We start from the raw sequence: 18,410 nt of genomic DNA, 5'->3' as shown, positions 1-18,410 counted from the left end.
TCCATCAGGTTTGGTGGCGATAGCGAAGAGGTCACACCCGTTCCCATACCGAACACGGAAGTTAAGCTCTTCAGCGCCGATGGTAGTTGGGGGTTTCCCCCTGTGAGAGTAGGACGCCGCCAAGCTTTTCAAAGGATCAGTTCCAATCGGAACTGGTCTTTTTTGTGTTTTCTTCTAGCAGCATCATAATATAAGCCGGAAACTTGTCCTCTGCAATCTCCATATAACGTTCAATCATGACATAATCATCACTAATGTATTGAGATAAAAGCTCGTACCACCATTCTGTTTCGTAGCGGGCAATCATACTGAGGTTATACATTAACAAGTAATGGCTGATGATCTCAGGGATCCCTAAAAAGGCATCTCGTGTTGCTGGAATGAACCATTGATTCATCTCTAAATCATAATGAAGATGAGTAGCAAGAGCAGGGTTTTCTTCTGAAAATACATCAAATGTTAGTTTTTTAGCCTCTCGTTGCTTAAGCTTCCAAGTTGTATGGAACTCAAAATATTCAATAAAACGTTCGGCAGACATATTATAGAGCAAGGGAATATGATCTTGAATCAACATGCCATTTGCTTGTTCTACTTTCACTAAAGTAGAGGGTTGTTTTTGAAACTCCAGAATATGACCCATTTCAGGTATTTTTGAAAGGAGATTGATCATCGTAAATCGTTCATCTTCAAGACCATTTAAATGAAATAAGTGCTTTAATACATGCATACATAATCCGTTTCGCTGAATCTTGACTTCATCCTCACTAAAACGATAATGTTGCTTCTTTCTTTTTCTTGAGGTGACGCCATGAGCTAAGACAGAGGTTTGAGAAGGATAGTCGGGATCCACTGTCAGCAAACATGCTTTTAACAGCTGTGCCATTCCATAAAACAATAAAATCGGTTTTAGTTCAAGTGGAGCTGATGCGGCTTGGTCATAGAATGTATGACCGTGCTTTAAAAAGTAAATAAATCGTTCACAGTTTTTATAGGCCTGCTGGTTTGCCTCCTGAATGTTCCGTTTCTCGTACTGTTGAAATAGAAACTTTTGGGAAGTTTCAAGTGAGTAAAAACGTTTTAAATCCTTCCATCCTGAACTTTTCATCTTCTTCCTCAACTCTCTTTATATTTTCTAAAAATTGCAACTGTTTGTTGCTTCCTTGACATGCTGTTTCCTAGTTGATAATCTACATATAATATTTTGCCGAAAAGAGGGGGATTTACTAATGTGGGAAAGTAAATTTTCAAAAGAAGGTTTGACGTTTGACGACGTGTTGCTTGTTCCAGCAAAGTCTGAGGTGCTTCCGCGTGATGTCAATTTATCAGTTGAGTTAACAAGCACTTTAAAGTTGAACATTCCAATTATTAGTGCAGGAATGGATACTGTTACGGAATCACAAATGGCGATTGCAATGGCACGTCAAGGTGGTCTTGGAATCATCCATAAGAACATGTCTATTGAGCAACAAGCTGAACAAGTGGACAAAGTAAAACGTTCAGAACGTGGTGTTATTACAAATCCATTTTTCTTAACACCTGATCATCAAGTATTCGATGCAGAACATTTAATGGGTAAATATCGTATTTCTGGTGTACCGATTGTCAATAACGAACAAGATCAAAAGCTTGTTGGGATTATTACGAACCGTGACCTTCGTTTTATTTCGGATTATTCAATGAAGATTAGCGACGTGATGACAAAAGAGGAACTTGTGACAGCTTCTGTTGGAACAACATTAGAAGAAGCTGAAAAAATCCTTCAGCAATATAAAATTGAAAAATTACCTCTTTTAGATGACGAAGGAACATTAAAAGGTCTCATCACCATCAAAGATATTGAAAAAGTGATTGAATTCCCTAACTCCTCTAAAGATGCACATGGCCGTTTAATTGTTGGTGCCGCTGTAGGTGTCACTGGCGATACAATGACTCGTGTGAAAAAATTAGTAGAAGCCAATGTTGATGTGATCGTCATTGATACAGCACACGGTCATTCTCAAGGTGTTCTAGACACTGTATCGAAAATCCGTGAAACGTATCCTTCTCTTAACATCATTGCTGGTAACGTTGCAACAGCTGAAGCAACAAAAGCATTGTTTGAAGCTGGAGCAGATATTGTAAAAGTGGGTATTGGACCAGGATCGATTTGTACAACACGTGTTGTTGCAGGGGTCGGTGTACCACAAATCACAGCGATTTATGACTGTGCAACAGAAGCAAGAAAGCATGGTAAATCTATTATTGCAGATGGTGGAATTAAATATTCAGGTGATATCGTGAAAGCATTAGCTTCTGGTGGACATGCTGTTATGCTGGGAAGCCTTCTTGCTGGTACATCTGAAAGCCCAGGAGAAACAGAAATTTTCCAAGGCAGACGTTTCAAAGTATATCGTGGTATGGGTTCTGTTGCTGCAATGGAAAAAGGAAGTAAAGATCGTTACTTCCAAGAAGATAATAAAAAATTCGTTCCAGAAGGTATCGAAGGACGTACACCGTATAAAGGACCAGTTGTTGACACTGTTTACCAACTTGTTGGCGGTATTCGCTCTGGTATGGGCTACTGTGGAACACAGGACTTACGTACTCTTAGAGAAGAAGCACAATTCATTCGCATGACAGGTGCAGGTCTTCGTGAGAGCCATCCACATGATGTACAAATTACAAAAGAATCACCAAACTACACAATTTCTTGATAAATTGTGACAATCAAATTACATTTGACAGGGTCTATGACTCTGTCTATTTTTTTTGTCTTTATTGTGATAAAATTTATACTGTTGTGTCGAAATAAGCCCTTGTGGATTAAATATATATGAAAAACGTCGAAAAAAGATGAATACGGAGGTATGACGATTGAACAGCAAGATGTTGAAACAGCTTATGGTCTCTATCCTTGCGTTGGCATTGATTGTTACTGCATTTACCCCAATGTCCAAAGCAAAAGCGGCTGAAGATCCATTCAATGTGAATGCGAAAGCAGCCATCCTTATTGAAGCTTCTACAGGTAAAATTCTTTATAGTAAAAACGCAGAACAAAGACTGCCTATTGCAAGTATGGCAAAGATGATGACAGAGTATCTATTACTAGAGGCGATTGCTGAAGGCAAAGTGAAATGGGATCAAACATATACGCCAGATGATTACGTGTACGAAATTTCTCAGGACCGCAGTTTATCCAATGTTCCATTGAGGAAAGATGGTTCGTATACTGTCAAAGAACTTTATCAAGCAACGGCTATTTATTCAGCAAATGCAGCAGCAATTGGTCTAGCAGAGGTAATCGCTGGATCAGAATCAAAGTTTGTTGAAAAAATGAATGCAAAAGCAAAAGAACTTGGTTTAACCAATTACAAATTCGTGAATGCAACTGGATTAGAAAATAAAGACTTACATGGCAAACAGCCAAAAGGTACGGGACCTGATGAAGAAAGCGAAGTTTCCGCAAAGGATATGGCTTTGCTTGCACAGCATCTCATCAAAGATCATCCAGAAATTCTTGAAACAGCAAGCATCGCGAAAACAAAGTTCAGAGAAGGCACAGATGACGAAATGGACATGCCAAACTGGAACTTTATGCTTAAAGGACTTGTGAAAGAATATGAAGGCGTAGACGGTCTGAAAACGGGCTCTACTGATTCAGCTGGTTCTAGCTTCACAGGTACAGCAAAACGTGGTGACATGCGTGTGATCGCAGTTGTCCTTAATGCTAAAGGAAATCTTCATACAGCTCGTTTTGATGTGGCGAAAAAATTGTTCGATTATGCCTTTAAAAACTTCACGATGAAAGAAATGTACAAAAAAGGCCAACAAATCAAGGGACATGAAAACATCGAAGTCGATAAAGGGAAAGATAAAGAAGTACCCGTCGTGACGAAAGAAGCTTTCTCTGTACCGGTTAAAAATGGTGACGAGAAGAGCTATAAAGCGAAAGTAAATATTGATAAAAAGAACCTAGAAGCTCCTATTAAAAAAGGAACGAAGGTTGGCATGCTGACGACTTCTTATTCTGGTGATGAGAAGGACTACGGCTATTTGAGTAAAGACCAATCAGGTGTTGAGCTTGTGACGAAAACAGGTGATGAAAAAGCAAACTGGTTCATCCTTGCAATGCGTGGTGTAGGTGGATTCTTCGCTGGCATTTGGGGCGGAATCGTCGACACAGTAAAAGGTTGGTTCTAATAAAAAAACTGTTCTCTATATGTGAGAGCAGTTTTTTTATCGTTAAAAGAAAAGAGATTGTTTGTGGTTTTGAGGTGTAGACAAGGCCTGCTGAAAAATACCACATAACTTTTCCATACCTTCCGTCAGTGCCTTTTCATTCACATAAGAAAAGCTAAGGCGTATATAATTCTGCTTCGGCTCCCCAGGATAGCAGACAGAGCCAGGCAGGAAGGTGATTTGTTGCTTCCGCGCCTCATGTAATAGGGCACGTGTATCGACCCAGGAAGGAAAGCTAAGCCACAAATTGAGCCCGCCCTGTGGGATTTGCCACGTGACGTCCTTTGGCGCATGCTTTGTCAACACATCCATCATCAAATCGCATCTCACCTTCAAGGCAGTTCTTAATTTTTTCGTATGATCGATCATTTTCTTGGAAGTGAGAAACGGTAAGATCGCCTTTTGGGTGAGAAGCGGGCTACCTAAATCATTATTGGCTTTTGCAGCTAATAAACGGTTAAATATAGAGCCTGACGCTGTAATAATTCCAATTCTGCATCCTGGAGCCAGTGTCTTGCTTAATCCTCGTAAATAAATGACGTGTCCATCGTGATCTAGGCTTTTAATGGGTGCCGGCGGCTTCTTTTCAAAATAAAGCTCACGATAAGGATCATCCTCTACAATGAGACAATCAATGCTTTGTGCCAGTAAAAGCAGCTGTTTTCTTCGTTTCATCGACATACTAGCACCTGTAGGACTGTGAAAAGTAGGAATGGTATAGATGAGCTTTGGTTTATATTTATCACAAATGCTTTGAAGCTGTTTCATGTTCATTCCTTCATGATCGACAGGAACCGTAATAATTCGTGCCCCTCTCCCCATAAAGACATCAATTGCGCCTGGATAAGTGGGCGCCTCCATGACAACTACATCATCCGGCCCGATAAATGTACGTGCCACTAAATCAAGCCCTTGCTGAGAACCGCTAGTGACAAGGATATTTTCAGGAGTAGAAGGGACATCTAATTTTTCTAGAAATGATTGAATGACCTGACGAAGCTGAAGGTCACCTTGGATTTCACCGTATTTTGACATGATTTGAGGATGCCGGGCTAGGACATGCTGCATTTCTTTTTCTAAATACCGGTTAGGTAAAAGACCAGGATCAATCATAGAGGAAGAAAGATTAATGGCTTCTTCGACATAGTGATACTGAGCGAATTGAGACCTTGGTAAATAATCTGGGATCGATAACTGCCAATCGAAAGAAGTAGATGATTGAACCGGGATGTCAGTTTGCTCATGCTGCTCATTCACAAACGTACCTTTCCCTTGTACAGTCGTTAAAAATCCGTCGTCCTTAAGCCGTGTATAGGCTTTTGCCGCTGTGACAAGACTTACATTTAGCTGTTTCGCTAGATCACGTACAGTCGGCAGCTTATCGCCTTGCTGAAGCAGACCTGATTGAATGTGATCAACGATGGAAAAATAAATCTGATTTGAAAGAGATGTATCTGAATGTCGATGGATATCAATATGCATGAAAATCCTCCAATGGGTGTGGAATTGTTATAGATGGTTTCGAATTGTTATAGATGCATTATAACATGTTAATAACACTTAAAAGAGGAAATGATGCCTTTTTAACTATGAAACCTTGATATATAAGGGTTTCTTCTTTTTTATGAGCTGATTGAATTGTTATACTATTCTCTTTATTGTTATACTCTATCGCTTGTATGATAAAGGTGTTGAATCAATCGAATAGACAAATGGGAGGAAACAATTGTGAGCAATAAGGGAACTGAACGAGTAAAACGTGGAATGGCAGAAATGCAAAAAGGTGGCGTCATTATGGATGTCGTCAATGCTGAGCAGGCAAAAATCGCAGAAGAATCAGGCGCAGTGGCAGTAATGGCACTAGAACGGGTACCAGCTGATATCCGTGCAGCAGGCGGTGTTGCCCGTATGGCAGATCCAAGAATCGTAGAAGAAGTACAAAATGCAGTAACGATTCCAGTCATGGCAAAAGCACGTATCGGCCACATCGTGGAAGCTCGTGTTCTTGAAGCACTTGGTGTTGATTATATTGATGAGAGTGAAGTGCTGACGCCCGCAGATGAGGAATTCCATTTAAATAAAAATGAATACACAGTACCTTTCGTATGTGGCTGCCGTGATCTAGGTGAAGCGACTCGTCGTATTGCAGAAGGCGCTTCTATGCTACGGACAAAAGGTGAGCCTGGTACAGGAAATATTGTAGAAGCTGTTCGTCATATGAGAAAGGTCAATGCTCAAATTCGTAAAGTTGTTGCAATGAGCGAAGATGAATTGATGACAGAAGCCAAGAATCTAGGCGCACCTTATGAATTATTGGTTCAAATTAAAAAAGACGGCAAATTGCCGGTTGTAAACTTTGCTGCTGGAGGTGTTGCGACACCAGCAGATGCAGCATTAATGATGCAGCTTGGAGCAGATGGTGTATTTGTCGGCTCTGGTATCTTCAAATCAGACAATCCAGCTAAGTTTGCAAAAGCGATTGTAGAAGCAACGACTCATTTCACAGATTACCGTCTAATTGCAGAGCTTTCTAAAGAGCTTGGAACAGCGATGAAAGGAATTGAAATTTCAAATCTATTGCCAGAAGAGCGTATGCAAGAGCGTGGCTGGTAATTAAGGGAGCGCAAACGAACATGCTAACAATTGGTGTACTAGGGCTTCAAGGAGCGGTGAGAGAGCATATTCAATCGATTGAAGCTTGTGGCGCAGAGGGAAAGATCATCAAGCGGGTAGAGGAGTTAGAAATTGTTGACGGTCTCATTATCCCTGGTGGTGAAAGTACGACGATGAGAAGACTCATGGATACGTACCAATTCATTGAACCGATTAAAGCGTTCGCTGCTCAAGGTAAACCGATATTTGGGACTTGTGCCGGTTTGATTATGCTGGCAAAGCATATAGAAGATCGAGAAGATGCTCATCTTGGACTGTTAAATGTATCTGTTGCACGTAATTCGTTTGGCAGACAGGTAGACAGCTTTGAAGCAGATGTAGAAGTGAAAGGACTGGATGCGCCGTTTACAGGAGTGTTCATCCGTGCGCCTCATATCATCAGCGCAGATGAGAGCGTAGAGGTCATGGCTGAGTATGACGGCAGGATTGTGATGGCGAAAGAAAACAATATCTTAGGTTGTTCTTTTCATCCAGAGCTGACAGACGACCATCGGTTAACACAGCTGTTTGTTGAGATGGTGGAGTCCTATAAAACGAAGCTTGCTGTATAAAACGGTTGAAAAGAGATAAAACTTATAGTACATTAAAATCACAATCAAAGATCGAAAAAGCGTTGACGGGAAATAGTAAGAAGCCCCTCTTTCTCAGAGAGCCGATGGTTGGTGAGAATCGGTGAAAGATGCATTCTGAATCCATCCTTGAGCGAAATGCTGAAACACGAAGTAAGCATTTACGGTGATGCCGTTACAGAGGAAAGAGGAAAGCATGCTTTTGGCGTGTTTTCAATCAGGGTGGCAACGCGAGAGCTCTCGTCCCTTTCATGGGATGAGGGCTCTTTTTATTTTTCGATAAAAAAGGAGTGTTACACATGCTGGATATTAAACAACTGCGCACGGATTTTGATCAAATCAAAGAAAAATTAGCCCATCGAGGCGAAGATTTAGCGGATTTTGATAAGTTTGGTGAGCTGGATCAAAAAAGAAGAGAATTAATCGGCAAAACAGAAGTATTAAAGAGCCGAAGAAATGAAGTATCACAGCAAGTGGCTGTTCTAAAAAGAGAAAAGAAAGACGCCGATCATATTATTCAAGAAATGCGTGAGGTAGGCGATGAGATTAAGAAGTTAGATGATGAATTAAGAACAGTAGAGGAAAGCCTGCAAACCATCCTATTCTCAATTCCAAACATCCCTCATGACTCTGTACCAGTCGGTGAAACAGAAGATGACAACATTGAAGTGAGAAAATGGGGCGAACAGCCAGCCTTTTCATTTGAACCAAAGCCGCATTGGGATGTAGCGGATGAGCTGAAAATTTTGGATTTTGAACGTGCAGGAAAAGTGACAGGAAGCCGTTTCGTTTTTTATAAAGGGCTAGGCGCACGGTTAGAGCGTGCACTTTATAACTTTATGCTGGATTTACACGTAGATGAATTTGGTTTTACTGAAGTACTACCACCTTATATGGTCAACAGAGCAAGCATGACAGGAACTGGACAGCTTCCAAAGTTTGAAGAGGATGCTTTTAAAATTCGAGAAGAAGATTATTTCCTCATTCCAACGGCTGAAGTGCCAATTACGAATATGCACCGTGATGAAATTCTTGAAGGAGAGCAGCTGCCAATCAATTATGCAGCGTTTAGTGCTTGCTTTAGATCAGAAGCTGGTTCTGCTGGCAGAGATACGCGCGGACTCATCCGTCAGCACCAATTTAACAAAGTAGAGCTTGTGAAATTTGTCAGACCAGAAGATTCTTATGAAGAATTAGAAAAACTAACAAACCAAGCAGAAAAAGTTCTTCAATTATTGAACCTGCCATACCGTGTCATGAGCATGTGTACAGGAGATTTAGGCTTTACGGCTGCGAAGAAATACGATATCGAAGTATGGATTCCAAGCCAAAATACGTATCGTGAAATTTCTTCTTGCAGTAACTTTGAAGCGTTCCAAGCGAGACGAGCAAACATTCGTTTCCGCCCTGAGCCTAAGGCCAAGCCAGAACATGTCCACACATTAAATGGATCTGGTTTAGCAGTAGGAAGAACTGTTGCAGCTATTTTAGAAAACTATCAACAAGAAGATGGAACAGTGATTATTCCTGAGGTGTTACGTCCTTATATGGGAAATAAAGAAGTGATAAAATAAGATGCCGTCATGGCATCTTATTCTTTTTACCTAAACTTCTACAGCTTTTCTAAAATAAGCCGATAAAAGAACTAAAAGCATCTAGGAAAGAAGGAATAACCTTGAATAGGCTTGACTATTATGTTGAAATGGCTCAATTACTCAGAAAAGTTCTAGATGAAAGTGTTCTTTTCGGCATCACTGATACAGAAAAGGTACTTTGCTATTATCCATCGACCACAGTAGATTTTGGCATTAAAGTAGGGGACGCTTTAAACCCAGAGGACCAAAACGTGGCGACGACATTAAGAGGACAAGAATATGATGGGCATTTGCCAGAGTCTTTATATGGTTATGAAATTGCTGTAAAAGGTTATCCGATTTTTGATGAAGATAGAAAAGTGATTGGCTCTTTTTTAGTGGCTTTTTCACATCATCGTGAGAAGAAATTAAGCGGCTATATGGAACATATCAATAAAGTAGCGAAAGAGTTACAAGGTGGAATTGAGCAAATTGCTGCTCATTCTCAAGAACTGGCTGCGACAAGCTTAGAAATTAGTGAACAGGCCGGAAGAGCAGAAGAGAAATCCGCAAACATTGAAGAAGTCGTCAAAACCATTGGCGGTATTGCGAGACAAACAAATCTGTTAGGACTCAATGCTGCAATTGAAGCGGCAAGAGCAGGTGAAAATGGAAAAGGCTTTGCTGTTGTTGCAGACGAGGTACGAAAGTTATCAGATGGATCAAAGGAAGCAGCTGAAACCATTAATGCATTTTTAAAAGAAATCCAAGACAGCATTGGCACTTTATCTGAAAATATCTCACAAATCAGCAGTTCAACAAACGAACAAGCTAAACAAGTGACGGACTTTACAAAGATTATTGAGTCATTAAATGATTTTAAAGAAGAGATGAATCTTTTTATAGAAGAAATTAGACAGGATACGTAATAGATGAAGAGCAGCCGATAATCGGCTGCTTTTTATAGGCTAAACATCATACCAAAATCAAATGTTGAATTTTTTTTCGAAAAGATGTTGACTTAAAATAAGATGATATGATATATTAATTCTTGTCGATACGGAGGAATACCCAAGTCCGGCTGAAGGGATCGGTCTTGAAAACCGACAGGGGTGTCAAAGCCCGCGGGGGTTCGAATCCCTCTTCCTCCGCCATATTGATTTTACCTTAGTTGAATTGAAACGCATAAAAATTGGAAATTGTCAAACCGCTGCATTCAAGAAATGCAGCGGTTTTTTTTATTTTGTGTTAGAGCGATTTTTTTGAATAACAGAAGCAATTTCATGAAGAATTGGATCAAGTGAGCTTTCATCATGAAGTAAGTCATAATCTTCAATATTAATTTTAATCACAGGGCACAGATCAAATTGTTCAATCCATTCTGTATATCGAGTGTACATTTCTTCCCAATATGCTCGATCGGTTTGAGTTTCCATCTCTCTCCCGCGCTCTTCAATACGATGTAATATATGATCTAAATCCCCATGTAAGTAAATAAGGACATCTGGGTGTGGGAAGTAAGGTGTCATCACCATCGCCTCAAATAGACTCGTATACGTTTCATAGTCTACCTCTGACATGGTACCTTTGTCTGCGTGCATTTTAGCAAAAATACCAGTGTCCTCATAAATGGACCGATCTTGTACATAACCTCCACCAGACTCGAAGATTCGTTTCTGCTCCTTAAAACGTTCAGCTAGGAAATAGACCTGTAAATGAAAGCTCCATCTTTGGAAATCTGAATAAAAAGGCTCTAAGTATGGATTATCATCTACTTTTTCGAGAGAAGTTTGAAACCCTAGCTTGTCCGCTATTGTTTTCGTCATGGTCGATTTTCCGACACCAACTGTCCCTGCAATTGTAATGACAGCATCCTTTGGTATTTCAATATTTTTCATAGTACTTGCTCCTTTATGTTCTGTACAATTTGCTGGTAATCTTGCTGTGAGGAAACGAAGTCTGTATGATCGCCTTCAATTGTAATGATAGGAAGACCTGGGTCAGTTTGTTTTAAATGCTCGATGGCTAACTCATAATCTTCAATCAGGGTTTTTAAATAAGCTGGATCAATGTCTTCTTCAAAAGATCGGCCTCTCATCTTTATTCTATCAAGTAAGGTGGGAAGGCTGGCTTTTATATAGATCATGGCATTTGGTTTAGGAAGATCATCTGTCAGCAAGTGATAGATCTTTCTGTATTTATCCATGTGCTTTTTAGATAAGGTTCTTTCTGCAAAGATCATATTTTTATAGACATGATAATCAGTGACAATCGGCTGCTGTTTTTTGACATAATTCTCTTCAATAGATTCTAACTGTTTAAACCGATTGCATAGAAAGAACATCTCAAGCTGAAAGCTCCATTGTTCCATATCTTCATAAAATTTATCTAAGAATGGATTTTCTTCTACAATTTCTTTTACTAAAGGAAATTGAAATTCCTTTGAAAGCATTGTAGCCAAGGTTGTTTTTCCGGCTCCAATTGGGCCTTCCACTGCAATAAAAGGGGCAGGATACATAGGCGTTCTCCTCTATCTATAAAGTTGTCAAACCAATGTATATTGTACCATACCCCTTCTGAGAGATAGAGCGTATGAATTACGATGTCGTTCTTTTTTCAATATTAAATTGATCTGATAACAACAACCAGTTTTGTGGGAAGGATAGACCTAATTTCCAGTAAGCAATTCCATTTAGGTTTAACTCTTTAATGAGATTAAATTTGGCTTGAATGGATCTTGCATCTTCAAACCAAACCTCGTGTTCTTTGTTGTTAGCATCTGTATAACGGAAATAAGGTGCTTGTGCTGTTTCGTCATATAAAATAGATACATTATTCTCTCTAGCAATGGCAATCGCTTGTTGAGGGCTGACGGCTTTGGCGATAGGGCCTCCTTGAACATAAGGAAGCGTCCAATCATAACCATATAAATTCTGCCCCATCACAATTTTATTGGCAGGTATGACAGTCAGTGCATATTCAATGACTTGGCGGACAGGGCCGATCGGAGAGACGGCTTGTGCAGGCCCGCCGCTGTAGCCCCACTCATAAGTCATTAGCACAACATGATCAACAATCTTTCCAATTGCTTCATAGTCATGCGCCTCATACCATTTTCCTTTCTGTTCACTGCTTGTTTTAGGAGCGAGTGCCACAGAAATAGTCCAACCCTGTTGATGAAAACGAGTTGTTGCTTCTCTTAAAAATTGAAGGTAGGCTTCTTTATCAACAGGGCGTAAATATTCAAAGTCAAAATGGATTTCTTTTAATTGATACTTTTGAGCAACGCGGACGATTTCATTTAATAATGTTGTTTTGACAGATTGATTTGTTAAAAGGATTCGCCCGAGTTCATCACTAAATTTATCATTCTCTAGATTTGTGACTACCATGGATAAAACCGTTCTGCTTTGAGCGGCAATTTGAGGCAATTGATCTAATGGTGGCTCGCGAAGTGTGCCGTCTCTTTGCGCTTGAAAACTAAAAGCGCCGAGATGTGTTAAGTATGGAGATGCCTCTCTGGCTGCTTGCTTTAAATTTTCGCTGACTTGGTTTCCGCGAGGTTCTATATAAGCGTTAGAATTAATATTTCTTTTCCGTCTTTGTGGAATATAAAGCAAAAAACGAATAGGCAATATGGCTTCAGGCCGAATCCGATTCACACGTGCCAATTCTTCTACCGAAATTTGAAATCTTCTTCCAATTTGATAAAGTGTATCATTTTGTTTGACCTCATAAAATTGACCTCTAATAGGGATGACAATTGTTTGTCCAACGACTAGTTGATTTGGCGTTTCGATGTCGTTGGTCCGAATGATTTCATTTACCGTTGTTTTAAAACGCATGGCAATCTCATTTAACGTATCTCCTCTTTTGACAACATAAATTTGAATGGTCAACGCCCCCTTTGTTATTGCTAACAATTTATGAGGGTGATGGATAAATCATGTTTGATTTTCATCCGTGATCTCTTTAGTTGTTGTGATTTTGGCAAGAAGAACGTTCTCCATCATCGTTAAAGCGTACTCGTTGTCTCTATCATCATTTGAAGCAATACAATCTTTAGGTACAGTGAGGTTGTACTCTCGCATGTAAGCGTCATTTGCAGTGAACAGGACACAGATGTTTCCGGCAATTCCAGTTAAAATAAGATCTTGCACACCTAATTCATTTAGGAGTGTCTCTAGTGCTGTTCCGTAAAAGGCAGAGTGCTTAGGTTTAATTAAGAAGTAATCATCTTTAGATGGTGCCATTTGTTCTAAAATAGGGGCACTTCTTTCGTTTTTGCATGTTTCCATAACAGCTTTGATATCAGCCTTCCAGAGTCCATAGTGGTCGTTGATATAGATAATTGGCCAATTTTTCTTGAAAGCGTGTTGTTTAAGGGCTAAAATTTTATTGGTCATTTGCTCTGTTTTTTCAGCGAGCACATGCCCCATTTCGAAATCAAAATTATTGATCATGTCAATAATAAGTAGTGCCTTTTGTTGTTTTGGCAAATCAAGACCCCCTTTAAAAGATTGTGATAATATGTTAACCTCAATATCCTTTAAAAAAACATGAAAAGAGAGCCGTGCTATGACGAAAGATGAACAGTTTATGCAAGAAGCTATTTCTGAAGCTTTGAAAGCAAAACAAATAGGAGAAGTTCCAATCGGTGCCGTCATCGTTTTTGATGATCAAATTGTAAGCCGTGCTCACAATTTAAGGGAAAGTGAACAGCGATCAATTGCTCATGCGGAATTACTTGCTATTGATGAAGCGTGTAAAATGACTGGTAGCTGGCGTTTAGAAGATGCTGTACTTTATGTTACACTCGAACCGTGCCCAATGTGTGCAGGCGCTATTGTACTTTCAAGAGTGAAAAAGGTCGTTTTTGGTGCCTATGATCCTAAAGGTGGATGTGCTGGTACTTTAATGAATTTATTGGACGATGAGCGGTTCAATCATCAGTCTGAAGTCATTGGCGGTGTGCTTGAAAATGAGTGTGGTGAGCTGTTAAGTCAGTTCTTTCGAGACCTCCGTCAGCAGAAGAAGCAAGCGAAAAGTAAATGAATGGATGTCGTTTGCAATTTTATCACTTAGAAGGTATACTTATGTCTGCGTCACCAACAATTTAATATTCATTTTGCCGTGCTAAGCGGGGAGGTAGCGGTGCCCTGTACTCGCAATCCGCTCTAGCGAGGCCGAATCCCTTCTCAAGGTTCGTTTACTTCAAGGTCTGCCTTAAATAAGTGGTGTTGACGTCTGGGTCCTGCGCAATGGGAATTCATGAACCATGTCAGGTCCGGAAGGAAGCAGCATTAAGTGAAACCTCTCATGTGCCGCAGGGTTGCCTGGGCCGAGCTAACTGTTTAAGTAACGCTTGGGGTAGCGAATCGACAGAAGGTGCACGGTAAATCAATATTAAATGTAACTCATCTAGTTTATCTAGGTGAGTTTTTTGTTGCTATTGAAAGAATATATCGGTTGCTTTATTTATACAAATAGCAAAAAAGCCATTTTCGGGTGAGGTATTTTTGAAGCAATTCACAAAGGGAACGAATGTTCTTGTTTATCTGGCAGGCATTTTCAGAAAGCAGGAAAACACGTTTTTTAATCAAGAAAAGTAAAAAGTCTTTAAAGGAAATGCTCTTTTTCGTTTATTAGAAAATAAAGGTGTACTTTTGAATTGATCGTTGCATCATGTATAATGAACATGATGATAAATGGAGGAGGGCGTATTTGTGAGTTATCAAGCTTTATACCGAGTGTTCAGACCTCAAGTTTTTGAGGATGTTGTTGGACAAGAACACATCACAAAAACGTTGCAAAATGCCCTTTTGCAGAAAAAGTTTTCTCATGCTTACTTATTTTCAGGTCCTAGAGGAACAGGTAAAACAAGTGCTGCCAAGATTTTTGCGAAAGCAGTGAACTGTGAAAAATCACCTGTTAGTGAACCGTGTAATGAGTGTGATGCCTGTAGAGGGATTACGACCGGTTCGATTTCAGACGTGATTGAAATAGATGCTGCCTCAAATAACGGGGTAGATGAAATTCGGGATATACGTGATAAAGTGAAATTTGCTCCTTCAGCGGTTACATATAAGGTTTATATTATAGATGAGGTACATATGCTCTCTATCGGGGCATTTAATGCACTTCTTAAAACGCTAGAGGAACCACCTGCTCATTGTATCTTTATTTTGGCTACCACAGAGCCTCATAAGATTCCTCTTACCATCATATCAAGATGTCAGAGATTTGATTTTAAACGGATCACGACAAAAGATATTGTTGGACGAATGGAGAAAATTGTAGATGCAGAAAGCCTAAATATACAAGAGGGTTCACTCGAGATTATTGCTAGTGCGGCAGATGGAGGCATGCGTGACGCACTTAGTCTCCTTGACCAAGCAATCTCATTTAGTGGTGAACAGCTCACAATTGATGATGCACTGCTCATTACAGGTGCTGTATCTCAGCATTTCATTAGTCAGCTTGCTGAAGCCATTTTTGAGCAAAATATTGCGATAGCGCTGGATACGTTAAATGAATTGCTTCAACAGGGGAAAGATGCCGCTAAATTAATAGAGGATATGATCTTCTACTTTAGAGATATGCTTCTATACAAAACAGCACCGGATCTTGAAGGTGTCCTTGAAAAAGTCAAAGTCGACGATAAGTTTGTGGCTCTTTCAGAACGTGTGGCACCTCAGTTTCTTTATGAAACGATTGAAGTGCTGAATAAAAGCCATCAGGAAATGAAATGGACAAATCATCCTAGAATTTTCTTTGAAGTAGCTGTGGTTAAGCTCTGTCAGTCAACGGCTGGTGCTGTATCATCTCCGGCTGATTCCGACCTAACAGCGTTAACGAATAAAATAGACAGGCTGGAACAAGAGCTATCTAGGCTAAAAGCTGAGGGTGTTCCAATGACTCAGTCTCAGAGTCCTCAAGCAAAAACGGAAGCACCTCGACCTCAAACGAGTAATAAAAATGGCTATCGTGCACCTGTCGGTCGAATTCATGAGATTTTAAAAGAAGCGAAGCGACCGGAACTAGAAAAAATAAAAGGCAAATGGGGAGAGCTTCTTGCCCAATTAAAACAGCAAAATAAGGTTTCTCACGCTGCGCTATTAACAGATAGTGAACCAGTTGCGGCGGCAACTCATGCCTTTGTTTTGAAATTCAAATTTGAAATACATTGTAAGATGGTGGCCGAAGATAAAAGTGGTGTTCGAACCAATCTTGAGCAACTGCTAGAATCTATGCTAGGAAAAAGAGTGGAATTAGTTGGCGTTCCTGACGCTCAATGGGGTAAAATAAGAGAAGAATTTTTAAGAGATCATCAGCCTGAAGAACAAGCAGATGGTCAGGCAGCTTCTGCTGAAGAAGATCCATTAATTGCAGAAGCAAAGAAGTTAGTAGGAACCGATTTAATTGAAATTAAAGATTAACAATTTGAAAGAGAGTGGTGTTCATATGCGCGGTGGAATGGGAAATATGCAAAAAATGATGAAACAAATGCAAAAAATGCAGAAGGATATGGCTAAGGCTCAAGAAGAGCTTGCAGAAAAAGTCCTTGAAGGTACGGCAGGTGGCGGCATGGTCACTGTAAAAGTAAATGGACAAAAAGAAGTCGTTGATGTGGCGATTAATGAAGAAGTTGTTGATCCTGAAGACATCGATATGCTTCAAGACCTTGTACTTGCAGCAACAAATGATGCATTGAAAAAAGTTGATGAACTAACAAATGAAACAATGGGTCAATTCACAAAAGGAATGAACATGCCAGGTTTATTCTAGGAGGAATAACTGAAGATGCAATATCCTGAACCAATATCAAAGCTGATTGATAGCTTTATGAAATTGCCAGGAATCGGACCTAAAACTGCGGTCCGTCTGGCTTTTTTTGTTCTTAGTATGCAAGAAGATGTCGTGCTGGATTTTGCGAAGGCACTTGTTAATGCAAAGCGTAATTTAACTTATTGTTCTGTTTGCGGACATATCACCGATCAGGATCCTTGTTATATTTGTGAAGATACAAGAAGAGATCAATCTGTGATCTGTGTGGTGCAGGATCCAAAAGATGTGATCGCAATGGAAAAAATGAAAGAATACAACGGCTTATATCATGTGCTTCATGGTGCTATTTCACCAATGGACGGAATTGGACCAGAGGATATTAAAATTCCTGACCTATTAAAAAGATTGCAAGATGATCAAGTCACAGAGGTCATTCTTGCAACCAACCCAAACATTGAGGGAGAAGCGACAGCCATGTATATCTCTAGATTGTTGAAACCATCAGGAATTAAACTCTCTCGCATTGCTCACGGACTCCCAGTAGGTGGAGATTTAGAGTATGCGGATGAAGTCACACTTTCTAAGGCTCTAGAAGGCAGACGTGAGATGTAGGAAGGAGAAGTACGGTACATGGGTTTTCTTCGCAGAAAATCAATTCGAAAAGAATTCGATGAGATATTAATTCAACAGCTTTTTAAGCAAAAGGAAGAATGGAACAGACAAGAAAAGCTTGTCGCAAATAGCGTTGAGCCTTCACCGGACATTCTATTCGAATTAAAGCTTGCTCAAGCGAAGTACTTTTTCTATCTGAGAGAAGCGAAAAAGAGAGATTTACGTTTAAACAACTGGAGATAGCAGGTCTATTTCCCATAATCCTCTCATATGCTTGTACTATTCATATGAAGAGGAGATGAGAGGATTATGGAACCTGTTATTGTGATTGGTTCAATTTTGTTAGCTGTTTTATTGTTGTTTATGTCGGGTGTTCAAGCGAATCCATTCAAATGGTTAGGGCTTATCGGAATAAAATTTGTCGCAGGCGCTCTTTTTTTATTTTGTCTCAATTTATTCGGCGAGAGTTTAGGGCTTCATGTTTCCATTAACCCTGTAACGAGCGGAATTAGTGGTTTGTTGGGCATTCCAGGTGTAGCAGCTTTAGTCGTAATTGAAAAGTTTATTATTTAATGCAAAATATTGTTGACTTTGATTATATATGGTGGTAAATTAATATACGTCGCTGATGACGAAGAAACGAAAAAACATAATAACAAAAAAGTTGTTGACACTAACAACTTGGACGTGATAAGATGTTCTAGTCGCTTCTGAAGCGGTAAACAAGTTCTTTGAAAACTAAACAAGACAAAACGTACCTGTTAATTCGAGTTTTTATAAAAAATCCTATGATACATCATAGGTAGTCAGTCAAACTGGCGAAAAGCAAAACTTCGGTTTTGTACTTTTTCGGAGAGTTTGATCCTGGCTCAGGACGAACGCTGGCGGCGTGCCTAATACATGCAAGTCGAGCGGACAGAAGGGAGCTTGCTCCCGGATGTTAGCGGCGGACGGGTGAGTAACACGTGGGTAACCT

At 39.9% G+C, this 18,410-nt stretch carries 17 protein-coding genes, 1 tRNA gene, 2 rRNA genes, 1 other RNA gene, 1 pseudogene and 1 other annotated feature; of the genes and pseudogenes, 16 read left to right on the top strand and 6 right to left on the bottom strand.

Annotation, left to right across the window (positions count from 1 at the left end):
• The first annotated feature begins 9 nt into the window (after window positions 1–9).
• Window positions 10–125 (top strand): 5S ribosomal RNA (gene rrf / locus EBQ12_RS19090).
• An 11-nt stretch (window positions 126–136) separates the two neighbouring features.
• On the opposite strand, the gene EBQ12_RS19085 is transcribed toward rrf, so the two are convergent.
• Window positions 137–1,105, bottom strand: a complete 969-nt coding sequence (locus EBQ12_RS19085; protein WP_039962409.1) for a YaaC family protein — start codon at window positions 1,103–1,105, stop codon at window positions 137–139.
• Between the two features lie 121 nt (window positions 1,106–1,226).
• Here EBQ12_RS19085 and guaB point away from each other — a divergent pair, with 121 nt between their 5' ends.
• Together guaB and EBQ12_RS19075 are read left to right on the top strand one after the other, a co-directional pair.
• Window positions 1,227–2,693, top strand: a complete 1,467-nt coding sequence (guaB, locus tag EBQ12_RS19080; RefSeq protein ID WP_008342039.1) for an IMP dehydrogenase — start codon at window positions 1,227–1,229, stop codon at window positions 2,691–2,693.
• A 160-nt stretch (window positions 2,694–2,853) separates the two neighbouring features.
• The gene (locus EBQ12_RS19075; protein ID WP_008342036.1) at window positions 2,854–4,179 is read left to right on the top strand and encodes a D-alanyl-D-alanine carboxypeptidase family protein; all 1,326 of its coding nucleotides are present in this window, start codon (window positions 2,854–2,856) and stop codon (window positions 4,177–4,179) included.
• A gap of 42 nt (window positions 4,180–4,221) precedes the next feature.
• On the opposite strand, the gene pdxR is transcribed toward EBQ12_RS19075, so the two are convergent.
• Window positions 4,222–5,700, bottom strand: coding sequence for a MocR-like pyridoxine biosynthesis transcription factor PdxR (gene pdxR, locus EBQ12_RS19070; protein WP_125591022.1), 1,479 nt, complete (start codon window positions 5,698–5,700; stop codon window positions 4,222–4,224).
• A 246-nt stretch (window positions 5,701–5,946) separates the two neighbouring features.
• Here pdxR and pdxS point away from each other — a divergent pair, with 246 nt between their 5' ends.
• From pdxS to EBQ12_RS19045, 5 genes and pseudogenes are all read left to right on the top strand, one after another.
• Entirely contained in the window at window positions 5,947–6,831 is an 885-nt protein-coding gene (gene pdxS / locus EBQ12_RS19065; RefSeq protein ID WP_125591020.1) for a pyridoxal 5'-phosphate synthase lyase subunit PdxS, read from the top strand.
• A gap of 20 nt (window positions 6,832–6,851) precedes the next feature.
• Window positions 6,852–7,442, top strand: coding sequence for a pyridoxal 5'-phosphate synthase glutaminase subunit PdxT (pdxT, locus tag EBQ12_RS19060; protein ID WP_039170341.1), 591 nt, complete (start codon window positions 6,852–6,854; stop codon window positions 7,440–7,442).
• Between the two features lie 53 nt (window positions 7,443–7,495).
• Window positions 7,496–7,711, top strand: a binding site (T-box leader).
• A 48-nt stretch (window positions 7,712–7,759) separates the two neighbouring features.
• Window positions 7,760–9,034 (top strand): serine--tRNA ligase, encoded by a 1,275-nt coding sequence (serS, locus tag EBQ12_RS19055; RefSeq protein WP_008342028.1) that lies wholly within the window; start codon window positions 7,760–7,762, stop codon window positions 9,032–9,034.
• 596 nt (window positions 9,035–9,630) lie between these two features.
• A pseudogene (locus tag EBQ12_RS19750) lies at window positions 9,631–9,963 on the top strand (methyl-accepting chemotaxis protein); the annotation flags it as partial.
• A gap of 132 nt (window positions 9,964–10,095) precedes the next feature.
• Window positions 10,096–10,188: transfer RNA gene (locus tag EBQ12_RS19045), tRNA-Ser, on the top strand.
• Between the two features lie 84 nt (window positions 10,189–10,272).
• Here EBQ12_RS19045 and EBQ12_RS19040 read toward each other — a convergent pair.
• From EBQ12_RS19040 to EBQ12_RS19025, 4 genes are all read right to left on the bottom strand, one after another.
• Complete coding sequence (locus EBQ12_RS19040; protein ID WP_024719578.1) at window positions 10,273–10,932, bottom strand: deoxynucleoside kinase; 660 nt, start codon at window positions 10,930–10,932, stop codon at window positions 10,273–10,275.
• Window positions 10,929–11,552: a deoxynucleoside kinase gene (locus EBQ12_RS19035; RefSeq protein ID WP_017366700.1), complete on the bottom strand. Its 624-nt coding sequence runs from the start codon at window positions 11,550–11,552 to the stop codon at window positions 10,929–10,931. Before EBQ12_RS19035 ends, EBQ12_RS19040 begins: the two co-directional genes overlap by 4 nt.
• A 79-nt stretch (window positions 11,553–11,631) precedes the next feature.
• The gene (locus EBQ12_RS19030) at window positions 11,632–12,879 is read right to left on the bottom strand and encodes a glycoside hydrolase family 18 protein (RefSeq protein ID WP_241215660.1); all 1,248 of its coding nucleotides are present in this window, start codon (window positions 12,877–12,879) and stop codon (window positions 11,632–11,634) included.
• Between the two features lie 99 nt (window positions 12,880–12,978).
• A complete protein-coding gene (locus EBQ12_RS19025; RefSeq protein WP_017359012.1) occupies window positions 12,979–13,533 on the bottom strand; it encodes a cysteine hydrolase family protein in 555 nt (184 codons plus the stop codon).
• Between the two features lie 79 nt (window positions 13,534–13,612).
• On the opposite strand from EBQ12_RS19025, the gene tadA reads away from it, so the two are divergent.
• From tadA to EBQ12_RS18985, 8 genes are all read left to right on the top strand, one after another.
• Window positions 13,613–14,089: a tRNA adenosine(34) deaminase TadA gene (gene tadA, locus EBQ12_RS19020; protein ID WP_125591016.1), complete on the top strand. Its 477-nt coding sequence runs from the start codon at window positions 13,613–13,615 to the stop codon at window positions 14,087–14,089.
• Between the two features lie 76 nt (window positions 14,090–14,165).
• Window positions 14,166–14,430, top strand: an RNA gene (gene ffs / locus EBQ12_RS19015) — signal recognition particle sRNA large type.
• Between the two features lie 330 nt (window positions 14,431–14,760).
• The gene (gene dnaX, locus EBQ12_RS19010) at window positions 14,761–16,473 is read left to right on the top strand and encodes a DNA polymerase III subunit gamma/tau (protein WP_008342013.1); all 1,713 of its coding nucleotides are present in this window, start codon (window positions 14,761–14,763) and stop codon (window positions 16,471–16,473) included.
• Window positions 16,474–16,498: 25 nt separating this feature from the next.
• A complete protein-coding gene (locus EBQ12_RS19005) occupies window positions 16,499–16,822 on the top strand; it encodes a YbaB/EbfC family nucleoid-associated protein (protein ID WP_008342011.1) in 324 nt (107 codons plus the stop codon).
• Between the two features lie 15 nt (window positions 16,823–16,837).
• Window positions 16,838–17,434, top strand: coding sequence for a recombination protein RecR (gene recR, locus EBQ12_RS19000; protein ID WP_003218094.1), 597 nt, complete (start codon window positions 16,838–16,840; stop codon window positions 17,432–17,434).
• 18 nt (window positions 17,435–17,452) lie between these two features.
• Window positions 17,453–17,677, top strand: coding sequence for a YaaL family protein (locus tag EBQ12_RS18995; protein ID WP_125591014.1), 225 nt, complete (start codon window positions 17,453–17,455; stop codon window positions 17,675–17,677).
• A 66-nt stretch (window positions 17,678–17,743) separates the two neighbouring features.
• Window positions 17,744–18,007 (top strand): pro-sigmaK processing inhibitor BofA family protein, encoded by a 264-nt coding sequence (locus EBQ12_RS18990; RefSeq protein ID WP_012009068.1) that lies wholly within the window; start codon window positions 17,744–17,746, stop codon window positions 18,005–18,007.
• A 273-nt stretch (window positions 18,008–18,280) separates the two neighbouring features.
• Window positions 18,281–18,410 (top strand): 16S ribosomal RNA (locus tag EBQ12_RS18985); the annotation flags it as partial.

Source organism: Bacillus sp. 2B09, from assembly GCF_003946835.1.
Taxonomy (GTDB): Bacteria; Bacillota; Bacilli; order Bacillales; family Bacillaceae; genus Bacillus; species Bacillus altitudinis.
The sequence above is the reverse complement of the archived record's forward strand: the minus strand, read 5'-3'. Positions and strand labels throughout refer to the sequence as shown.

Bases quoted from the DNA above. Each gene is read 5' to 3' on its own strand.
- EBQ12_RS19005 (WP_008342011.1), top strand. From the start codon at position 16,499: ATGCGCGGTGGAATGGGAAATATGCAAAAAATGATGAAACAAATGCAA.
- recR (WP_003218094.1), top strand. From the start codon at position 16,838: ATGCAATATCCTGAACCAATATCAAAGCTGATTGATAGCTTTATGAAA.
- tadA (WP_125591016.1), top strand. From the start codon at position 13,613: ATGACGAAAGATGAACAGTTTATGCAAGAAGCTATTTCTGAAGCTTTG.
- EBQ12_RS19035 (WP_017366700.1), bottom strand. From the start codon at position 11,552: ATGTATCCTGCCCCTTTTATTGCAGTGGAAGGCCCAATTGGAGCCGGA.
- EBQ12_RS19085 (WP_039962409.1), bottom strand. From the start codon at position 1,105: ATGAAAAGTTCAGGATGGAAGGATTTAAAACGTTTTTACTCACTTGAA.
- EBQ12_RS18990 (WP_012009068.1), top strand. From the start codon at position 17,744: ATGGAACCTGTTATTGTGATTGGTTCAATTTTGTTAGCTGTTTTATTG.
- EBQ12_RS19030 (WP_241215660.1), bottom strand. From the start codon at position 12,879: ATGCGTTTTAAAACAACGGTAAATGAAATCATTCGGACCAACGACATC.
- pdxT (WP_039170341.1), top strand. From the start codon at position 6,852: ATGCTAACAATTGGTGTACTAGGGCTTCAAGGAGCGGTGAGAGAGCAT.
- EBQ12_RS18995 (WP_125591014.1), top strand. From the start codon at position 17,453: ATGGGTTTTCTTCGCAGAAAATCAATTCGAAAAGAATTCGATGAGATA.
- EBQ12_RS19040 (WP_024719578.1), bottom strand. From the start codon at position 10,932: ATGAAAAATATTGAAATACCAAAGGATGCTGTCATTACAATTGCAGGG.
- serS (WP_008342028.1), top strand. From the start codon at position 7,760: ATGCTGGATATTAAACAACTGCGCACGGATTTTGATCAAATCAAAGAA.
- pdxR (WP_125591022.1), bottom strand. From the start codon at position 5,700: ATGCATATTGATATCCATCGACATTCAGATACATCTCTTTCAAATCAG.
- guaB (WP_008342039.1), top strand. From the start codon at position 1,227: ATGTGGGAAAGTAAATTTTCAAAAGAAGGTTTGACGTTTGACGACGTG.